The organism is Blattabacterium sp. (Periplaneta americana) str. BPLAN, assembly GCF_000093165.1.
In the GTDB taxonomy this organism is placed as follows: domain Bacteria; phylum Bacteroidota; class Bacteroidia; order Flavobacteriales; family Blattabacteriaceae; genus Blattabacterium.
Map to the genome: position 1 here is coordinate 545487 of NC_013418.2, position 17811 is coordinate 563297.

The following is a 17811-nucleotide window of genomic DNA, read 5'->3' on the forward strand; positions in this document are numbered from 1 at the left end:
ATGTATTTGAATGCAGAGAAAAAAAAAGAAATATTTAAAACTTATGGAACCTCTGTTTTCGACACAGGTTCTTCAAAAGCTCAAGTAGCTTTATTTACTTATCGTATTAATCATTTAAGTAAGCATCTTAAGAATAACAAAAAGGATTTTAATACAGAAAGAGCACTAGTAAGATTAGTAGGAAAAAGAAAAAAATTACTGAAATATATAGAAAAAAAGGATGTAAATAGTTATAAAAAAATTATTCAACTCCTAGGATTAAGAAAATGATCATTGCATGCATGTGATTTCTTCTATTATATCATCAAACAAATAATAATATAAATATTTCTTTTTGTTTATTAATAATCCATAAAGAATAAAATATGCCAGATACACTAAAAGAAATCATATCTTTAGAAGATTGTTTTCCTATTGTTATAGAAACAGGAAAAATAGCTAGACAAGCAGATGGGGCAGCCATTGTTCGGGCGAAAAACACCATACTGTTAGCTACTGTAGTAGTTTCTAAAGAAATAAAAAATGAGATTAATTTTTTACCATTAACAGTAGATTACAGAGAAAAATATTCTGCAAGTGGTAAAATTCCTGGTGGATTTATAAAAAGGGAAGGAAGACCTTCTGATGAGGAAATTTTAACTATGAGATTAGTTGATCGTGTCTTAAGGCCTACTTTTTCAGAATCGTTTCGAAATGAAATACAAATCATGATCTCCCTCTTATCATATGATAAAACAGTTTTACCAGATGAATTAGCTGGATTAGCCGCTTCCACAGCTTTATCCGTAGCTGGAATCCCGTTCAATGGACCTATCTCAGAAATCCGGATTATCCGCGTAAATGGAAAATTCATTATAAATCCAAGTTTAGATCAATTAGAAAAAGCAGATATAGATTTAATAGTAGGAGCTTCTGAGCATTCCATTATCATGATAGAAGGAGAAATGAAAGAAATTACAGAAAAAGAATTTCTAAAAGCCATAAATATAGCTCATAACGCCATAAAACCTCAAATAGAGGCTCAAAAAAAATTGGTAAAAAAAATTCAAAAAAATCGTTTCTTTGACTTTAAAGAGAACAATAGGGAAAATCCTTCCTTAGAAAAGGAATTTTTAGAAAAAGAACTTTTTTCTTTTTCTTACGAAAAAATTTATGGAATGTATAAAGATCTTTTGGATAAGAAAACCAGGTCTATTCAAGAAAAAACTATTTTAAACAATTTTAAAAAAAAATTATCCATAGAAGAGAGGGAAAAAAATGAAATTTTTATTGATCAATATTATGAAGAGATTAAAAAAAGAGTAGTCAGACATATGATTTTGGAAGAAGGGATTAGACTAGATGGGAGAAAAAGCCAACAAATACGTCCTATATGGAGTATTGTGGATTATCTTCCTGAAGTTCATGGTTCCGCTTTATTCTCGAGAGGAGAAACTCAATCATTAACTACTGTCACATTAGGTTCCTCTTTGGATGCCAATAAGATTGACAATGTTATTATGGAAAACCAGGAGAAATTTTATCTCCATTATAATTTTCCTCCTTTTTCTACAGGAGAAATACGTCCAATTAGAGGAGTCTCTAGGCGTGAAATAGGCCATGGAAATTTAGCACAACGTGCTTTAAAAAATGTGATTCCTGATAATAATCCATATACAATTCGTGTAGTCTCGGATATTTTAGAATCTAATGGGTCTTCTTCTATGGCAACAGTTTGCGCAGCTAGTTTAGCCTTAATGGATGCAGGTATAGCTATTGAAAATCCTGTTTCCGGTATTTCTATGGGATTATTTACAGATAAAGAAAAAAAAGTGATTCTATCTGATATAATGGGAGAGGAAGATGGATTTGGAGAACTTGATTTTAAAATAACAGGAACAAAAAATGGAATAACAGCATGTCAAATGGATGTAAAAAAAATACAAGGATTGACTAATGATCTTTTAAGTCAGATTTTAATGCAAGCTTTAGAAGGTCGTCTATTTATTCTAAAAAAAATGCTGGAAACTTTACCAAAATATAGAAATAAACAAAAACCTAACGCTCCTAAAATATATACTTTCAATATTCCTAAAGATTTCATAGGTGCGGTTATTGGTCCTGGTGGGAAAGTGATTCAAGAAATACAATCTTGTACAGATACCAGTATCCTTATTGAAGAAAAAGGAGATATGGGAGCTATTGAAATTATAGGAAAGGATTATCAAAAAATGAAACAAGCCATTAATAGAATTAAAGAAATTACTTTTGTTCCTGAAATTGGAAAAATTTATAAAGCAAAAGTAAAGTCTATAAAAGATTTTGGAGCTTTTGTAGAAATATCTAAAGGAGTGGAAGGTCTATTGCATATTTCTGAAATAGGATGGAAAAGATTAAATAATATAGAAGAGGAATTGAACATTGGAGATATCATTGAAGTAAAATTTATGGGAATTGATGAGAAAAATAAAAAAATGAAACTTTCTAGAAAAGTACTTTTCCCTCGTCCAAAGAATTAAAAATAATAAAAATACATGAGACAACTTAAAATTACTAAACAAGTAACAAATCGTGAATCTGAATCATTAGATAAATACCTTCATGAAATAGGAAAAATTCCCCTATTGACCCCGGAAGAAGAAGTTGAATACGCTCGTAGAGCAAGAGAAGGAGATTCTTCTGCTATAGAAAAACTTGTTAATGCAAATTTACGTTTTGTAGTTTCTGTGGCTAAACAATATCAAAATCAAGGATTAAGTTTATGTGATTTAATTAATGAAGGAAATTTAGGTTTAATAAAAGGAATTTTACGTTTTGATGAGACTAGAGGATTTAAATGTATTTCTTATGTGGTTTGGTGGATCAGACAAGCTATTTTACAAGCTATAGCAGAACAGTCCCGTTCGATTCGTCAACCTACAAACAAATTAGCTTTATTGAACAAAATACTAAAAACTCTAGCTCAATTAGAACAAGAACTTCAAAGAACGCCTTCTGCAAGAGAAATAGCAGAACATTTAGATATGAATGAAAAAGATGTGGAGGAATCTATCAAAAATTCAGGAAGACATGTTTCTATGGATGCTCCTTTAATAGAAGGAGAGGATTCTAATTTGTATGATTTGGTAAGATCCGATGAATCTCCTCGTCCAGATGAGCATTTAGAAAGAGAATCTCTTCGTAAAGATATAAAAAGAATTTTGGAAACTTTAAGCGAAAGAGAACGTCGTGTTATTATATTACATTTTGGATTGAATGGATCTCCACCTATGACCCTGGAAGAAGTTGGACAATCTTGCGATTTAACCAGAGAACGAGTAAGACAAATTGAGAGCATAGCTTTAAAAAGATTGAAACATTCTTCTAGAAGCAAAATCCTCAAACCTTATTTAGGATAATCATATGAGACCTCGAAGGGATTCGAACCCATAACCTTCTGATCCGTAGTCAGATGCTCTATCCTATTAAGCTACGAGGCCTAACCCACACAAAGATATTAAGATTGAATAATTTTCAAAAATTTTTCTATTTCTAGTGAAGAATTTCCTACAAGGCCTCCATCTATATCTTCTTGAGAAAAAAGATTTCTTGCATTAAGATCGTTTATACTTCCTCCATATAAGATAGACATTTTTTGGGAAACTTTTTCTCCATATTTATCTATAAATAAGGATCTAATATATCTATGCATGGTCTGAGCTTCTTCAGAAGTTGCTGTTTTTCCGGTCCCAATGGCCCATATAGGCTCATAAGCTATGATAAAATAACTAATTTCTTCTAAAGAAGAACAATGAAATACAGTTTCTTCCAATTGTTTTTTGACTATCAAAAATTGTTCGTTTTTTTCTCTTTCCAAAGCAGTTTCTCCGATACAAAAAATAATATGAAAACCATATTTTAATGCTATTTTAATTTTTTTTAGCAATATATCATTTGTTTCAGAAAAATATTTTCTTCGCTCACTGTGTCCTAATATCACTTTATGAATTCCTATGGATCTTAGCATGGAAGCAGATACTTCTCCCGTATAAGATCCATTTTCCATTTGACAAATATTTTGTGCCGCAAGACTCAAAGAACTTCCCTGTAATATTTGATTTGAAATATGCAAGAAAGGAAAAGATGGAGCAATAATTACTTTCTTTTTGTTATTGATTTTTTTTTCAAAAAAAATTTTTAATAAATTTCTGAGAAAAGAAGTGGTCTCATAGAAATCATGATTCATTTTCCAATTTGCAATTACAATTTTTTTTTTCATTTCTATTCTTAATTCTAGATTTTAATACGGATATGAAAAATTATTCAATTTTAATTTATTTTTTTAGGAATATTTTTCATTAATAAGAATATAGTCATATTTAACATTTTTAAACAGATATTTTCTAATTTTTTGTATAAAATTTTTGTTTTTTTTTGTTTCAAATACAAAATTTCTTCTAATAGATTTTCTATTGAAATACTTTCCTTTTGGTTATTATCATCATATAATTCTTTGAGTTTATCAAATTTTTGAATATAAATGTTCATGACTTCAGAATGAGAAATCTTTTTTTTAAAATCAATATTTAATTTTATTAATGTAATTACAATATAATTAATCACATCTATAAATGTATCTATAACTTTCTCATCTTCTACTTCTTGAAATCCTCTTTCCTGAATATTTTTAATTCGAATTACTTTAATGAAAATTTGATCTATTATAGAAGATATTTTGATTTCTTTCCATGAAAGATCATAAACTTTTAATTTTTCTTTAAATAATTCTTCACATTTTCTCATGAGAAAATCAATAGAAATATGATTCATATTATTTAATTTTATATATGGATGTGGGTGTAAAAATAATTTTTTAATGACAATTAATTGTGGAGGAACCTTATTGTGTTTTAAAGAACCAAAAATTATGGGGATAGTTAATCTAACTCCTGATTCTTTTTATGATGGAGGAAAGCTAAAATCAGAACTTCATATACTACGACATGTAGAAAATCTATTAGAAGAAGGATCTGATTTTATCGATGTTGGAGGTTGTTCCACTCGTCCATGGTCTAAATTTCCTACAGAAGAAGAAGAAATAAAGAGGGTTATTCCGTCTATTCGTTCCATCCTAAAAACATTTCCAAATGCTAAAATATCTATAGACACTTTTCGTAGTAAAGTAGCAAAAATGGCTGTAGAAGAAGGAGCTTTAATTATAAATGATGTTTCTGGAGGAAATCTAGATAAAAAAATGTTTTCCTTATTATCGAAATTTAGGATTCCATATATATTATGTCATATGAAGGGGATTCCTCTTAATATGCAAAAAAAACCATGTTATCAGAATACAATTATAGAAATAAACAACTTTTTTTCTCGAAAAATTTCCATGTTGAAAAAACATGGAATCAATGATATAATTCTAGATCCTGGTTTTGGTTTTGGAAAAACATTACAACAAAATTTTCAATTATTAAAACATTTATCTTTGCTAGGATTTGGAGATTATCTAATTTTAGTAGGTATTTCTAGAAAGTCTATGATTCAAAAAATTCTAAGTATTTCTTCCGAAGAATCTTTAAATGCTACTTCGATCATCCATACTATAGCTCTCTTGAAGAAAGTTAATTTTTTACGTGTACATGATGTAAAAGAAGCTGTAGAGTGTATAAAATTGGTCCAGTATTATAGGAATAGAATATAATATCAGTCTACCATTAAAAAACGTATATTATTTTTGTATGAATCCGTTTTTTCATTATTATATTTTTTGAAAATTTCTTTCATTGATATTTTAGATGTTTTTCTAGTAGCCATGATTTTCTTACAAGTCTATAGACTTGTCTATAACACAGCGGCTTTAAATATTTTTTACGGAATTATTGCGACTTTTGTTTTCTGGAAAATAGTCGAAGCATATGAAATGAAATACCTGAGTATAGTAATGAGTGCTTTTTTTAAAGGAGGTTTTTTAGCTTTAATTATTCTATTTCAACCAGAAATTAGAAAATTTCTTCTCATAGTTGGGAGCAGAATTTTTTTTAAAAAATTTATTATTTCTCTTTTTAGAAAATCCGGTGTTTCTGTGAAAACCGAAACAATAGATAGTATCGTGAAGGCTTGTGCTATTTTATCAGGAGATAAAACAGGAGTATTAATTGTTATTCAAATGCATCAAGATATAAAAGAATTTATTCAGAATGGCGATGAAATGGAAGCGAAAGTGAATATTCCTATTTTAGAAAGCATTTTTTATAAAAATAGTCCATTACATGATGGGGCTGTAGTTGTTATAGGAGATAAAATAGTAAGAACAAGAGCAATCCTTCCCGTTTCTTACAATAAAGAAATTCCATCTCGTTTAGGTCTTCGTCACAGAGCTGCTATCGGGTTATCCGAAAAAACAGACGCCATTTGTCTAGTTATTTCCGAAGAAACAGGTTATATTTCTTATATTAAAGATCAAAAAAGAACAGTGATTACTAACATTAATAATTTAAAAATGAAACTGGAAAAGGATATTCTGTAAAAATAAATTCATTTTTTCTAAATTAGATCTGTGAAAATACAAGATTTGTATAGATTGTATACTATTTCTTCCGGGATAGAAATAAATAGTAAAAAAGTAAAAAATGGTTCCATTTTTTTTGCTTTAAAAGGAAACAATTTTGATGGGAATCAGTTTGCTCATGAGGCAATTTCAAATGGTGCCATGATAGCCATTGTAGATAATATAAAATATTCTTTTTCTCATAAAAACATTTTTTTTGTAAAAAATGCTTTATCTTCTTTACAAGAGTTGGCTCTCTATCATAGATTACAACTTAATAGAGTTCCTATTATTGCCATTACAGGAAGTAATGGAAAAACGACGACTAAAGAATTAACAACAGCTATTCTCTCTAAAAAATATGAAGTAGTTCATTCTACTGAAAAAAATTTCAATAATCATATAGGAATTCCATTAACCTTGTTATCTATGCCTAAAAATACACAGATTTCTGTTGTAGAAATTGGAGCAAATCAAGAAAAAGAAATACAAAAAATGTGTTCTATTATTCATCCAAACTATGGATATATAACTAATTTCGGAAAAGCTCATCTGGAAGGATTTAAAAATATAAAAGGAGTGATTCGTGGAAAATTGGAATTGTACAATTTTTTAAAAAAAAACAAAAAAAAAGTTTTTGTAAATGGAGATGATCCTATTCAATTAATTCATAGTTTAGGTATTGACAGATATATTTTTTCGGAAAGAATTAATTCGGATGTAGATGTTCCTATTAAATATTTTTGGAAAAAAACCGATTTAAAATCGGTATTATGTATTAAAGACATGCAAATAGTTTCTTCATTGGTTGGTTCTTATAATTTGTATAATATAGCTTCTGCTATAACTATTGGAAATTATTTTAAAGTTCCTTTAAAAAAAATAAAAAAAGCTGTAGAAGACTATATTCCCAATAATTATCGTTCTCAAATTTTAGAGAAAGAAAATGTAAAAATCATAGTAGATTGTTATAATGCAAATCCTAGCAGTATGATAGAAACTCTTACCTTTTTTAATAAAATTCAAGGAAATAAAATAGCTATATTAGGAGATATGTTAGAATTGGGGTCTTTTTCTAAGAAAGAACATGCGAAAATCATTTCATTTTTAGAAAAGAGCAATATAAATGCAATTTTCTTAATTGGGGAAATATTTTCTAATACAAATAGAAATTCCTCTAATAGAATCCGAAGATTTTCTCATAAAAATATTTTTATTCAATGGATAAAAAGCAATTCTCTAAAAGCAGATTATATCTTAATTAAAGGATCTAGAAAAAATTCCTTAGAAAGTATGATTCATTTCATCTAAATTCTTTTGTAGATTTATATCTTAAAGATTAAATTTGTATACGATAATTTCATAAAGTTAATGAAAGAAATTACCACAGAAACTTACTTAAAGTGGTTTCAAGATATGTCTTTTTGGAGAAAATTTGAGGACAAATGTCGTTCCCTATACTTAAAACGAAAAATTAGAGGATTTTTACATCTATATAATGGACAAGAAGCACTTCCTGCGGGTTTGACTTATGCTATGGATATGTCTAAAGATAAAATAATTACCGCTTACAGATGTCATATTTTACCTATTTCTATGGGAGTGAATCCAAAAAAAGTTATGGCAGAACTCCTAGGAAAGGTGACAGGGACATCTCATGGGATGGGGGGGTCTATGCACATTTTTAGCAAAAAACATCGTTTTTATGGTGGACATGGAATTGTAGGAGGACAAATTCCCCTAGGAGCTGGAATTGCTTTCGCAGATAAATATTTCAATAGAGATGCAGTAACGCTTACACTTATGGGAGACGGGGCTATTAGACAAGGGGCTTTACATGAAACTTTTAACATGGCTATGATATGGAAACTTCCTGTTGTTTTTATATGTGAAAATAATCAATATGCTATGGGAACGTCCGTAAAAAGGAGTACAAATATAGAAGAAATTTATAAAATCGGTCATTCGTATGGAATGCCATCTTTTCCTGTAGATGGAATGGATCCTGAAAAAATAGCTAAAGCTGCTTATATAGCCATTGAAAGAGCTAGAAGTGGAAATGGATCGACTTTTTTGGATATTAAAACTTACAGATATAGGGGCCATTCTATGTCTGACACTGAATCATATCGTAGTAAAGAAGAAGTTCATTCCTATAAAAAAAAGGATCCCATTTTGAAATTGAAAAAAATCATTATACAAAATAAGTGGGAAACCATAGAATGGTTAAATTCTATTGAAAATAAAATAAAAAAAGAAGTAGATACTTGTGTAGAATTTGCAGAAAATTCGGATGATCCTTCTTTAGAACATATGTATGATGTTGTTTATAACGAATCAAATTATCCTTTTTTGGATAAAGTGATACCTTCCTGATTTTATGTTACTTTTTTTAATAAATATCTGAAAAATCATGGCGGAAATAATATCCATGCCCCAATTGAGTGATACAATGGAAGAGGGGACTGTAATTAAATGGAATAAAAAAGTAGGAGACAAAGTTTCCGAAGGAGATATTTTAGCAGAAATTGAAACGGATAAAGCTACTCAAGATTTTGAAATTGATGTTAGTGGAATTCTTCTTTTTATTGGCGTAGAAGAAGGGAAAAAAACACGAGTCAATGATATATTAGCCATCATTGGTGAAGAAGGAGAAGATATTAGCCATCTTATTAAAAATTCAAAAGAAAAAAAAGAAAAAATAAAGGAGAAAAAGGTAGAAAAAATACTTTCTAATGAGAATAGAAAAAAGAATAAAGACAGGATATTTATCTCTCCTTTAGCAAAAAGGATGGCCAAAGAAGTAGGGATTTCTATCAGAAAGATAAAAGGAAGTGGAGATCACGGTCGTATCATTAAAAGAGATATTGAAACATACGAAAAAACATTAGATGATAATAGAAGAATAGTCTGTGAACAAATGGATGATAAACGGGTCATTATTTCTTCTATGAGAAAAAAAATAGCTGAACATTTAACTCATTCTAAATTTACAGCTCCTCACTATTATCTCATTATTGAAATTGATGTAGGAAAAATGATACAATTAAGAAAAAATTTAAATGAAAAACTCTCTACCGAAGAAAAAATTTCTTTTAATGATATTATTATTAAAGCAGTTGCAATTTCTTTGAAAAAGAATCCTAATGTAAATACTTCATGGAAAGAAAAAGAAATAATCTATCATTCTTTCATTAATATTGGAGTGGCAGTAGCAGTAAAAGAAGGGTTAATTGTTCCAGTGATCCACAATGCGGATAAAAAATCATTACTACAAATATCCAAAGAAATCAAAGATAAAGCTTTACGTTCAAAGTCTAGAAAAATAAAGCCTGAAGAGATAGAAAATAGTACGTTTACAGTTTCAAATCTAGGAATGTACGGAATAGAATTTTTTACTTCTATTATTAATATTCCTAATTCTTCTATTCTTTCTATAGGAACCATTACAGAAAAACCTATTGTAAAGAATTCCGAAATTTCAATCGGATATGTCATGAAAGTAACTTTATCTTGTGATCACAGAATAATAGATGGATCTACAGGAAGTAATTTTCTTAAGCATTTAAAAAACCTGTTAGAAGATCCAATCCTCATATTAGTTTAATTTATTTTTTGTAGTAGAAAATATCCAGGAAATAATCATTGGAAATAAAAATATGGCTACGGTAAAAAATGAAAAAAAACCCTCCAAAGAAAAATTTTTATTCGAGAAAATGGAATGTATAAAAGGGGATAATAAAAGTTTTATTCCAAGTAACAAAATTACGGAAAATGCTGAATTTTTTAAAAATGGATAGAACTCCAGTAATTTAACAAATCCTTGAGCTGCAAATCTCATAGCTAAGATTCCTATAAAAACCCCTAAAAAAATTAATAAAAAATTTTCTGATAAAGCTACAGCAGCAAATAGATTGTCAATAGAAAAAGCTAAATCCATTATTTCTATAGAAAGAAGAACCATCCAAAAGGAATTTCTAAGTTTTCTATCCTTGTTTTTTTTCAAAGAAGAATTCTTTGATGAAAAAAAATAATTTAATCCAAGGTAAATTAAATATAGTCCCCCTAATGGTTTTAACCACCAAATTTTAATTAAGAAAGAAGCGCATAAAAGCGCAATTCCTCTGAAAAAATAAGCTCCAAAAATTCCGTATTTCAAAGCTTTTTTTCTATCTTCTTTCTTTAAATCCATAATCATAGAAGCTAGAACAGCCGCATTATCTATTGATAAAATACTTTCTATAAAAAATAAATTTCCTATAATGGAAATGGAGATGAGAGGATTCTCCACTATATCTATAATGGAATTTAAGAAAAAGTCCTTCATTTTGACTATTAAAAACTTTGTAAAGAAAGTAAATTTCTGTTAAGTCCCTTTTTTTGAAATTAAAATTTTGTGTTTTCCTTTATTTTGGATTCTGTATCTAGAGAAGAAGTTGGTCCCATCCAATATCATACCATCCATAATTGGAGGATTTTTCAACTACATCATTAGATGATCTGTACATTAAATTAAATCTCCATTCCTTTTATCAGAAACTTCTAATAAAATACTCAACACAGGAGAAATAGATATTATTGATATGACTGAAAATAAAGAGTGTAAAAAATTACATGAAATATAATGATATTTATAAGATTTTGAATAAGCTAAAATTTTTCCAAGTGCATTATTTTTTTAAGTCCACTAAACCAAAGATAATTATAAAATTTTATAAGTGAACGAATAGCAACAATATTAAAAGTTTATTTCATCTCTAATTTTTTATATTTTTACCGTAAAATCATGAAAATAGAATGCGTATAAGAAATTTTTTTACGATTTTTATCGTTTCTTCACTTACTTTTATTTGTTTATACTACATTCTTTTTAGCCTTTATGTTTATAAATTAGAAAGGGAGGCTTATGTGTATTCTAAAGGAAACTTAGAAATAGAAAAAAAATATCTTGAATCTAAAAAAAGAATAGGATTTTTAAAATATAATCATTTTAGTGCAAGAAATAAAGTTTTAAATCTAGGCTTAGATTTAAGAGGAGGAATCAGCTTGATTTTAGAAATATCTGAAAAAGATTTATTAAAAAAATTTTCTAATAATTCCAAAAATCCTGTTTTTTTAAAAGCATTAAATCATGCAGATAAAGAAAAAGAAAAAAATCCTAATGTAGATTATTTTTCTTCTTTTCTAAACTTTTTTTATAGGAATAAAAAGAAAATCCAAACGGATTTTTCTATTTCAGATTTTTTTGTAAATAGATCTTATGTAGATGAAATAAACTATACAGATAGAGAACTTGAAAAGGTTATTAGAAAAAAAATAGAATTATCTATTTCTGATACTCATAACATTCTTATATCTAGAATGGATAAATTTGGAGTCGTCCAACCGAATGTACAAAGAATCAAGAAATCAAATCGGATTTTAATAGAATTACCTGGAATAGAAAATATAGATAGGATAAAAAATATTTTACAAAAAAGAGCAGAATTACACTTCTTCGAAATATACAATTTTCGAGAAATTTTTCCTTTTTTTGAAAAAATAAATAAAATTTATTCAGAAAATGAAAAATTAGAACGATTTGAACCGAATAATTTATCCTCTGCAAGAAAAACTAGGTCTTTCATAAAAATGTTAAACATTTCCAAAATAAACAAGATGGATAATAATCTTATTGTAGGATTAGTCCATAAGAAGGAAATGAACAAGATTACCGATTTTTTAAACTCTATGGACGTAGTAGAATATTTACCATATGCTTTACGAAATATAAAATTTTTATGGGGATCTAAAACCTATCAATATAATCAGGAAAAATATGTTCCGTTATTTGCTGTAAAAGAAGAAAATAATTCCTTGAATGGGGATATTATTATTAGTGCATATAAATCTTTTGGCCCTTTCAACGAAATATTCATCAATATAAAAATGAATCAGGAAGGAGCTAAAAATTGGAAAATATTTACTGAAAAAAATATCGGAAGAAACATAGCTATAGTTCTTGATGATTTAGTTTATACAGCACCTTTTGTAAAATCAGTCATTCCTAATGGAATATCTCAAATATCTGGAAATTTATCTTTACAAGAATCCGAAGATTTAGTAAATGTACTAAGTACAGGTAGATTGCCTACTTCAGTTAAAATAATTCAATCAGAAGTAGTGGGTCCTTCTTTGGGAAAGGAAGCTATACAGAAAGGAATATTTTCTTTTTTTATAGCCATTATTTTTGTATTTATTTGGATGTTTTATTATTATATAATTCTAGGATTATATGCTAACATAGCATTAATTTTTAATTTTGTATTTATACTTGGTTTTCTTATTTCCATTAATTCTGTATTAACCTTTCCTGGAATTGCAGGTATTATATTAACATTAGCCATGTCCATGGATTCGTATGTTCTAATTTATGAAAAAATTAAAGAAGATATGAGAAATGGAATATCTATTCGTTCAGCTATACATAATAGTTACACTTTCCAAGGAGCTTTATCATCTATTATTGATGGACAAGTTACTACTTTATTATGCGGAATTATCTTATTTTTCTTTGGAATAGGACCTATTAAAGGTTTTTCTACTACCTTAATTATTGGAATTTTTACCTCTTTTTTTTCTTCTATATATTTGGGAAAATTATTTTTAGAGTGGCACTTAAATAAGTATAAAAAAATATTCTTTAGAATATGGAATTCTAATAAAGTTTCATGGGATTTTTTATCTAAAAGAAAATTTTCTTATGCTATTTCCTTTATCTGCATTTTGGGAAGTCTTATCTCCTTTTATTATAAAGGATTAAATCTTGGAATAGACTTTGTAGGAGGTCGTACTTATATTATTCGTTTTGATCGTAAGGTCTTACCAGATCACATTTCTTTTCTTTTATCCAAATATTTTATAGAAAATGGAAAACCTTCTTCTCCAAAAGTGTTTCCTTTTGGAGAAAAAAATAAAATGAAAATAGTAACTAAATACAAAATATGGAATGAAAACAACCAAATAGATCAAGAAATTTTGGAAAAAATGTTTTTGGCATTAAAACCGTATTTTCATACTATAGATTTCCAGGATTTTAAAACTATAGATAAAGATAAATCTTTAGGAATATTGTCATCAGAAAAAGTAGAACCTGTTATGGCGAAATATATAACTAAGAATGCTTTTATTTCAATACTTTTGTCCTTATTCGGAATATTTTTTTATATTTTTATCAGATTTAAAAAATGGAAATTTGGTTTAGGAGCTTTGGTATCTTTGCTACATGATACAATAATTGTACTTGGATTATTTTCCATATTTCATGAACGGTTTTCTGTTTTAGAAATAGATCAATCTTTCATCGCCGCATTGTTAACCATAATAGGTTATTCTATCAATGATACAGTAATTGTGTATGATAAGATTCGAAAATTTTCAGGTACTGAATCGTTTTCTATAAAAGAAATTATAAATAAGGGGATTAATAGTTCTTTAACAAGAACCATGAATACCTCATTTATTACCATATGGGCTATATGTATTATTTTATTCTTTGGAGGAACTACTATTCGTAGTTTTATGTTAGCTTTGTTGTTTGGAGTAAGTATTGGAACTTATTCTTCTATATTTATCGCCTCCTCCATAGTATATGATCTTTCTAAAAAAAAATAAAAAAATGATAAATCCTTTATTTATTAGTTTCGAAGAAAGTTTTTTCATTATTCTCATAGCTATTATTATATTTGGCCCAAAAAAAATACCGGATATAGCTCGTGGAATGGGAGAAGGAGTAAGATATTTAAAAAATGCGAAAAATAAAATTCAAAATGAGATAAGACGGAGTAATATAGTAGAAAAAAAAAGATCTATTCTCAACAAAGAAAATAAAATACATTCTTCTTCTATAAAACGTCATTGAAAATGTTTCCTATAATCTTTTATTATTGATTTTTTGATTAATACATTTCCTATATTTTCTAACATTTTTTTTCTCAAAAGAGCATTTAACATTTCTATTTCATGGGAAAAATAAGAAGGTTTTTTAGAAGGAAAAATATGTTTTGATGGTCTTACAAAAAAGACTCCTTTTTCTCCTAAAATTGGTTTAGATGTTTCATATAATCTTAAAGAAGAGGCATAACCAACTACTTTTGGTTCTTTATGGTCATTAACCATAGAATCATAAAAATTTATTTTGCAATTTTTTCTGATTTTCTTGGAAAAATAAGATGCTATTTCTTCTAAATTTCTAGTAAAAAATTTCCTTTTTTCCATATTGGATAAAAGCCTATTTATTTTTTCTTTTTTCAAAAAAGGAATCAAATTATTTTTGATTTCTTCCATAGAAAATCCTTCTTTTTGAATCTTGGAAAGAAAAACTATAATATAGTCTTTATTGGAAGTAGAAAAAATATGACAGTCTCCTTCTTTTCTATTTTTATCAAAAGACCAATCAATGATTTCTTTATCTACTTCTGTTTTCAAATCATCTATATCCCATTGAGCAGATCTAACATATTTTAAAAATATAGTTTCATACCCCTCTTTTCTTGCATTATTAATAAATATATTTAATTTATGATTTTTATTTTTTCCAAAAAATTTTCTGACACGACTATAAAGTCGATCTTCTGTTTTTTTGGATGGAATAAGGGTTTTTACAATTACAGCAAATTGATAAGCAGGTTTTGGGACACTTTTATCATCTATTCTAATAATATGATAACCGAATTGAGTTTCAGTAAGTCCTATCATTCTCTTTTTATTTTCCGAATCAAAAATATTAAATTTTCCAATAGAATTCTGTTCATTATATTTTAACCATCCTAAACTTCCTTGATTTTTTTTTGCATTAATTAAATCATCAGATTTTTTTCTCACTAATTCTTCAAATTTAGATGGATCTTTTTGAAGAATTTTATAGACTTTATTAGCTATTTCTTCCGCTTCTTTTTTAGTTCTCTTATTGGAAGAACGTATAGCCTCTTTATGAGAAATCAATATATGACTAGATAAAACAGAATCAGAAATCATCTTTTTTCCAATTATTTTTGCCATAACATATGTATTGTCTTCTTTTATAGGACCAAACATACTTCCAATTTTATTATTTTGCACGACAAAATTTTGCAAAATAGGAGGAAGATGATTTTTTAAATAAAAATTTGAATCAAAAGGTTTCTCAGACTTTGTTAAAACAAACATATAATTTTTATTGGTCGATTTAAATTTATGAAATAATTTTTCCATTTTATTTTTCATATTCTTTTCATCTTCCAAAGATGGTTTTGATCTACAAATTGCAAAACTAAGACTCCTTAAATTTTCTCTTTTATAAAGAAACTTATGTTTTTTAATAAAATTTTCAATTTCATTTTTTCCTATTAAAAATATGTTATATTTATGTTCTATTTCTGAATAAGGAATAAAAATATAATCAATGATAGAAAAAAAGTTTTTTTCCTTATAATTTAATTCTCCTTCTATTAAAGAAGTATTTAATCCATACATTAACATTTCTACATATTTCTTTGCAAGAATTCTTTTGGAAATGCTATTTTTTTCATAAGACCAAACATTCTTTTCTATTTCCATTTGAGAATGGGAAACATGAGATGCATTTTCTAAATTTTTTAGGTATAATTGAAATTTTTTTAGATCTAAATTCCCGAATTTATCCTGTAATTCTGGGATATAACTATATATAGATTGTCTAGATATAGCATCCCAAAAATCTTTTTTTGTATTTTGTATTCCTAGTTTCATAGCTTGTTGATTTAACAATTTTTCATGAATCAATAAATTCCAAGTTTCCTTTTTTAAATGGGAATCTGATTCTTCTTGACGAAGTTGTTTTAAAAATTGAAAACAATCAACATATTCTTTTATAGAAATATTTTCTCCGTTTACTTTTCCAAAAATACTGGATTTTTCAGCAAAAAATTTAAATAGGACATGAGGATCTAATATAAAAGCCAACATGACTATTCCTATGAGGAAAAATAAAATCCATGGATTTTTTCTAATTTTTTCTAAAAAATTCATCTATAAATTCTTTTTTTGAAGAAAAACTTCCTCTATTTTATTTTTAGAAACTTTTTTTATTTCAATATCCCAAGTCTCATTAATGATTATTTTTTCTCCATTTTTTGGAATATATCCTGTATGAAAAACAATTAGACCTCCTAAAGTTTCGTATTCTTCTGATTTAGGAAGACCTAAACTATATTTAGCATTAAGAAAATCAATTTCTAAACGAGCAGAAAATAAAAATGCATTATCATTGAATTTATTTTCCACAAATTTAGTTTCATCATGTTCATCTTTTATATCTCCGAGAAATTCTTCTAAAATATCTTCTATAGTTATCATCCCGGCTGTTCCTCCATACTCATCTAATACAATAGCTATGCTTTTTTTTTTCTTAATAAGAAGATCCATGATCTCTCGAACAGGAGTAGTTACATGAACTAGTTCTACAGGTCTAATTATAGATTCTATATTTTTTGGTTTCTTTAAAATTTCCAAATAATGAATATATCCTATAATATTGTCTATATTGTTTTTATGAATCAAAATTTTTGAAAGTCCTTTTTCCGTAAATATATGACGAATCTTCTCAATAGAAGAAATGTATATATTGGAAGAAACCATTTCTTTTCTAGGTACCATACACTCTCTTGCCTTTTTTTCAGAAAAATCTAAAGCTTTATGAAATATTTCCACTTCAGATTCTACTATGCCTTGAATGTTATTTTTTATGTTTTCTGAAACGAAATAACTTAAATCCTCTTTATCAAAAATTTTTGTTTTATCATCTTCTTTTTCTCCTAAAATTTTTAAAAAAATATTAGAAATACAAATAATAGAATTTGTGATAGGATAAAAAATCTTATATATAATATATACTGGAACAATAAACCAGCTTAACAATTCATTGGAATACAGGCTAAATATCATTTTAGGAATAAATTCTCCAATTATAAGAATAATAGTAGCGGATACTACTGTTTCTAACAACAAAATGCAGAAAGAATTATCGTGAATTAAAAACCATTTAGAAAGAATATATAAAAATAATTTTTCCATATATATTCCATATATCACCAAAGATATAGTATTACCAATTAGCATTGTAGTGATAAATTTCTTTGGTTGTTTAATACTTTCAGAAAGAAGTTTAGAACGCAAAGATCCTTTCTTTTTTTCTAATTCTATTTGAAACAAACTAGAAGAAATTAGAGCCATTTCCATCCCAGAAAAAAAAGCAGATAGAAGTATAGTAACAATAACTATACTAATATGGAAAATCATAGGAC

At 27.2% G+C, this 17811-nt stretch carries 15 protein-coding genes and 1 tRNA gene; 10 read left to right on the forward strand and 6 right to left on the reverse strand.

The window, feature by feature from the left end; all coding sequences use genetic code 11:
* The 3 genes from rpsO to BPLAN_RS02675 all read left to right on the forward strand — a co-directional run bounded on the left by rpsO (window position 1) and on the right by BPLAN_RS02675 (window position 3377).
* Window positions 1-270: a 30S ribosomal protein S15 gene (rpsO, locus tag BPLAN_RS02665; protein WP_012821659.1), complete on the forward strand. Its 270-nt coding sequence runs from the start codon at window positions 1-3 to the stop codon at window positions 268-270.
* Between the two features lie 95 nt (window positions 271-365).
* Window positions 366-2498 (forward strand): polyribonucleotide nucleotidyltransferase, encoded by a 2133-nt coding sequence (locus tag BPLAN_RS02670; protein ID WP_012821660.1) that lies wholly within the window; start codon window positions 366-368, stop codon window positions 2496-2498.
* Window positions 2499-2513: 15 nt separating this feature from the next.
* Entirely contained in the window at window positions 2514-3377 is an 864-nt protein-coding gene (locus BPLAN_RS02675) for an RNA polymerase sigma factor RpoD/SigA (RefSeq protein ID WP_012821661.1), read from the forward strand.
* Window positions 3378-3384: 7 nt separating this feature from the next.
* Here the strand turns inward: BPLAN_RS02675 and BPLAN_RS02680 are convergent.
* The 3 genes from BPLAN_RS02680 to BPLAN_RS02690 form a co-directional block, all read right to left on the reverse strand.
* Window positions 3385-3458, reverse strand: a tRNA-Arg gene (locus BPLAN_RS02680).
* Between the two features lie 17 nt (window positions 3459-3475).
* Window positions 3476-4237 carry a triose-phosphate isomerase gene (gene tpiA / locus BPLAN_RS02685; protein WP_012821662.1) on the reverse strand — a complete coding sequence of 254 codons (762 nt, stop codon included), beginning with the start codon at window positions 4235-4237 and terminating at the stop codon, window positions 3476-3478.
* A 50-nt stretch (window positions 4238-4287) separates the two neighbouring features.
* Window positions 4288-4788: a DUF1599 domain-containing protein gene (locus tag BPLAN_RS02690; RefSeq protein WP_012821663.1), complete on the reverse strand. Its 501-nt coding sequence runs from the start codon at window positions 4786-4788 to the stop codon at window positions 4288-4290.
* A 46-nt stretch (window positions 4789-4834) separates the two neighbouring features.
* Between BPLAN_RS02690 and folP the strand changes: the two genes are divergently transcribed.
* Genes folP through BPLAN_RS02715 form a run of 5 tightly spaced genes read left to right on the forward strand, consistent with a single transcriptional unit; the run spans window position 4835 to window position 10118 of the window.
* The gene (gene folP, locus BPLAN_RS02695; RefSeq protein WP_012821664.1) at window positions 4835-5665 is read left to right on the forward strand and encodes a dihydropteroate synthase; all 831 of its coding nucleotides are present in this window, start codon (window positions 4835-4837) and stop codon (window positions 5663-5665) included.
* A gap of 33 nt (window positions 5666-5698) precedes the next feature.
* Window positions 5699-6490, forward strand: a complete 792-nt coding sequence (locus tag BPLAN_RS02700; RefSeq protein ID WP_012821665.1) for a diadenylate cyclase — start codon at window positions 5699-5701, stop codon at window positions 6488-6490.
* Between the two features lie 30 nt (window positions 6491-6520).
* A complete protein-coding gene (gene murF, locus BPLAN_RS02705) occupies window positions 6521-7822 on the forward strand; it encodes a UDP-N-acetylmuramoyl-tripeptide--D-alanyl-D-alanine ligase (RefSeq protein WP_012821666.1) in 1302 nt (433 codons plus the stop codon).
* A gap of 60 nt (window positions 7823-7882) precedes the next feature.
* Complete coding sequence (pdhA, locus tag BPLAN_RS02710) at window positions 7883-8887, forward strand: pyruvate dehydrogenase (acetyl-transferring) E1 component subunit alpha (protein WP_012821667.1); 1005 nt, start codon at window positions 7883-7885, stop codon at window positions 8885-8887.
* 37 nt (window positions 8888-8924) lie between these two features.
* Complete coding sequence (locus BPLAN_RS02715) at window positions 8925-10118, forward strand: dihydrolipoamide acetyltransferase family protein (protein WP_012821668.1); 1194 nt, start codon at window positions 8925-8927, stop codon at window positions 10116-10118.
* Here BPLAN_RS02715 and BPLAN_RS02720 read toward each other — a convergent pair.
* Entirely contained in the window at window positions 10110-10838 is a 729-nt protein-coding gene (locus BPLAN_RS02720; RefSeq protein ID WP_012821669.1) for a DUF475 domain-containing protein, read from the reverse strand. The two genes, BPLAN_RS02715 and BPLAN_RS02720, sit on opposite strands and share 9 nt — an antisense overlap.
* A gap of 470 nt (window positions 10839-11308) precedes the next feature.
* On the opposite strand from BPLAN_RS02720, the gene secD reads away from it, so the two are divergent.
* Window positions 11309-14164, forward strand: a complete 2856-nt coding sequence (gene secD / locus BPLAN_RS02725; RefSeq protein ID WP_012821670.1) for a protein translocase subunit SecD — start codon at window positions 11309-11311, stop codon at window positions 14162-14164.
* A gap of 4 nt (window positions 14165-14168) precedes the next feature.
* Window positions 14169-14411, forward strand: a complete 243-nt coding sequence (locus BPLAN_RS02730; protein WP_012821671.1) for a twin-arginine translocase TatA/TatE family subunit — start codon at window positions 14169-14171, stop codon at window positions 14409-14411.
* Here the strand turns inward: BPLAN_RS02730 and BPLAN_RS02735 are convergent.
* Both BPLAN_RS02735 and BPLAN_RS02740 read right to left on the reverse strand, forming a co-directional pair.
* Window positions 14405-16537: a SurA N-terminal domain-containing protein gene (locus BPLAN_RS02735; RefSeq protein WP_012821672.1), complete on the reverse strand. Its 2133-nt coding sequence runs from the start codon at window positions 16535-16537 to the stop codon at window positions 14405-14407. The two genes, BPLAN_RS02730 and BPLAN_RS02735, sit on opposite strands and share 7 nt — an antisense overlap.
* Window positions 16538-17806 carry a hemolysin family protein gene (locus tag BPLAN_RS02740; RefSeq protein WP_012821673.1) on the reverse strand — a complete coding sequence of 423 codons (1269 nt, stop codon included), beginning with the start codon at window positions 17804-17806 and terminating at the stop codon, window positions 16538-16540.
* Between the last annotated feature and the right edge of the window lie 5 nt (window positions 17807-17811).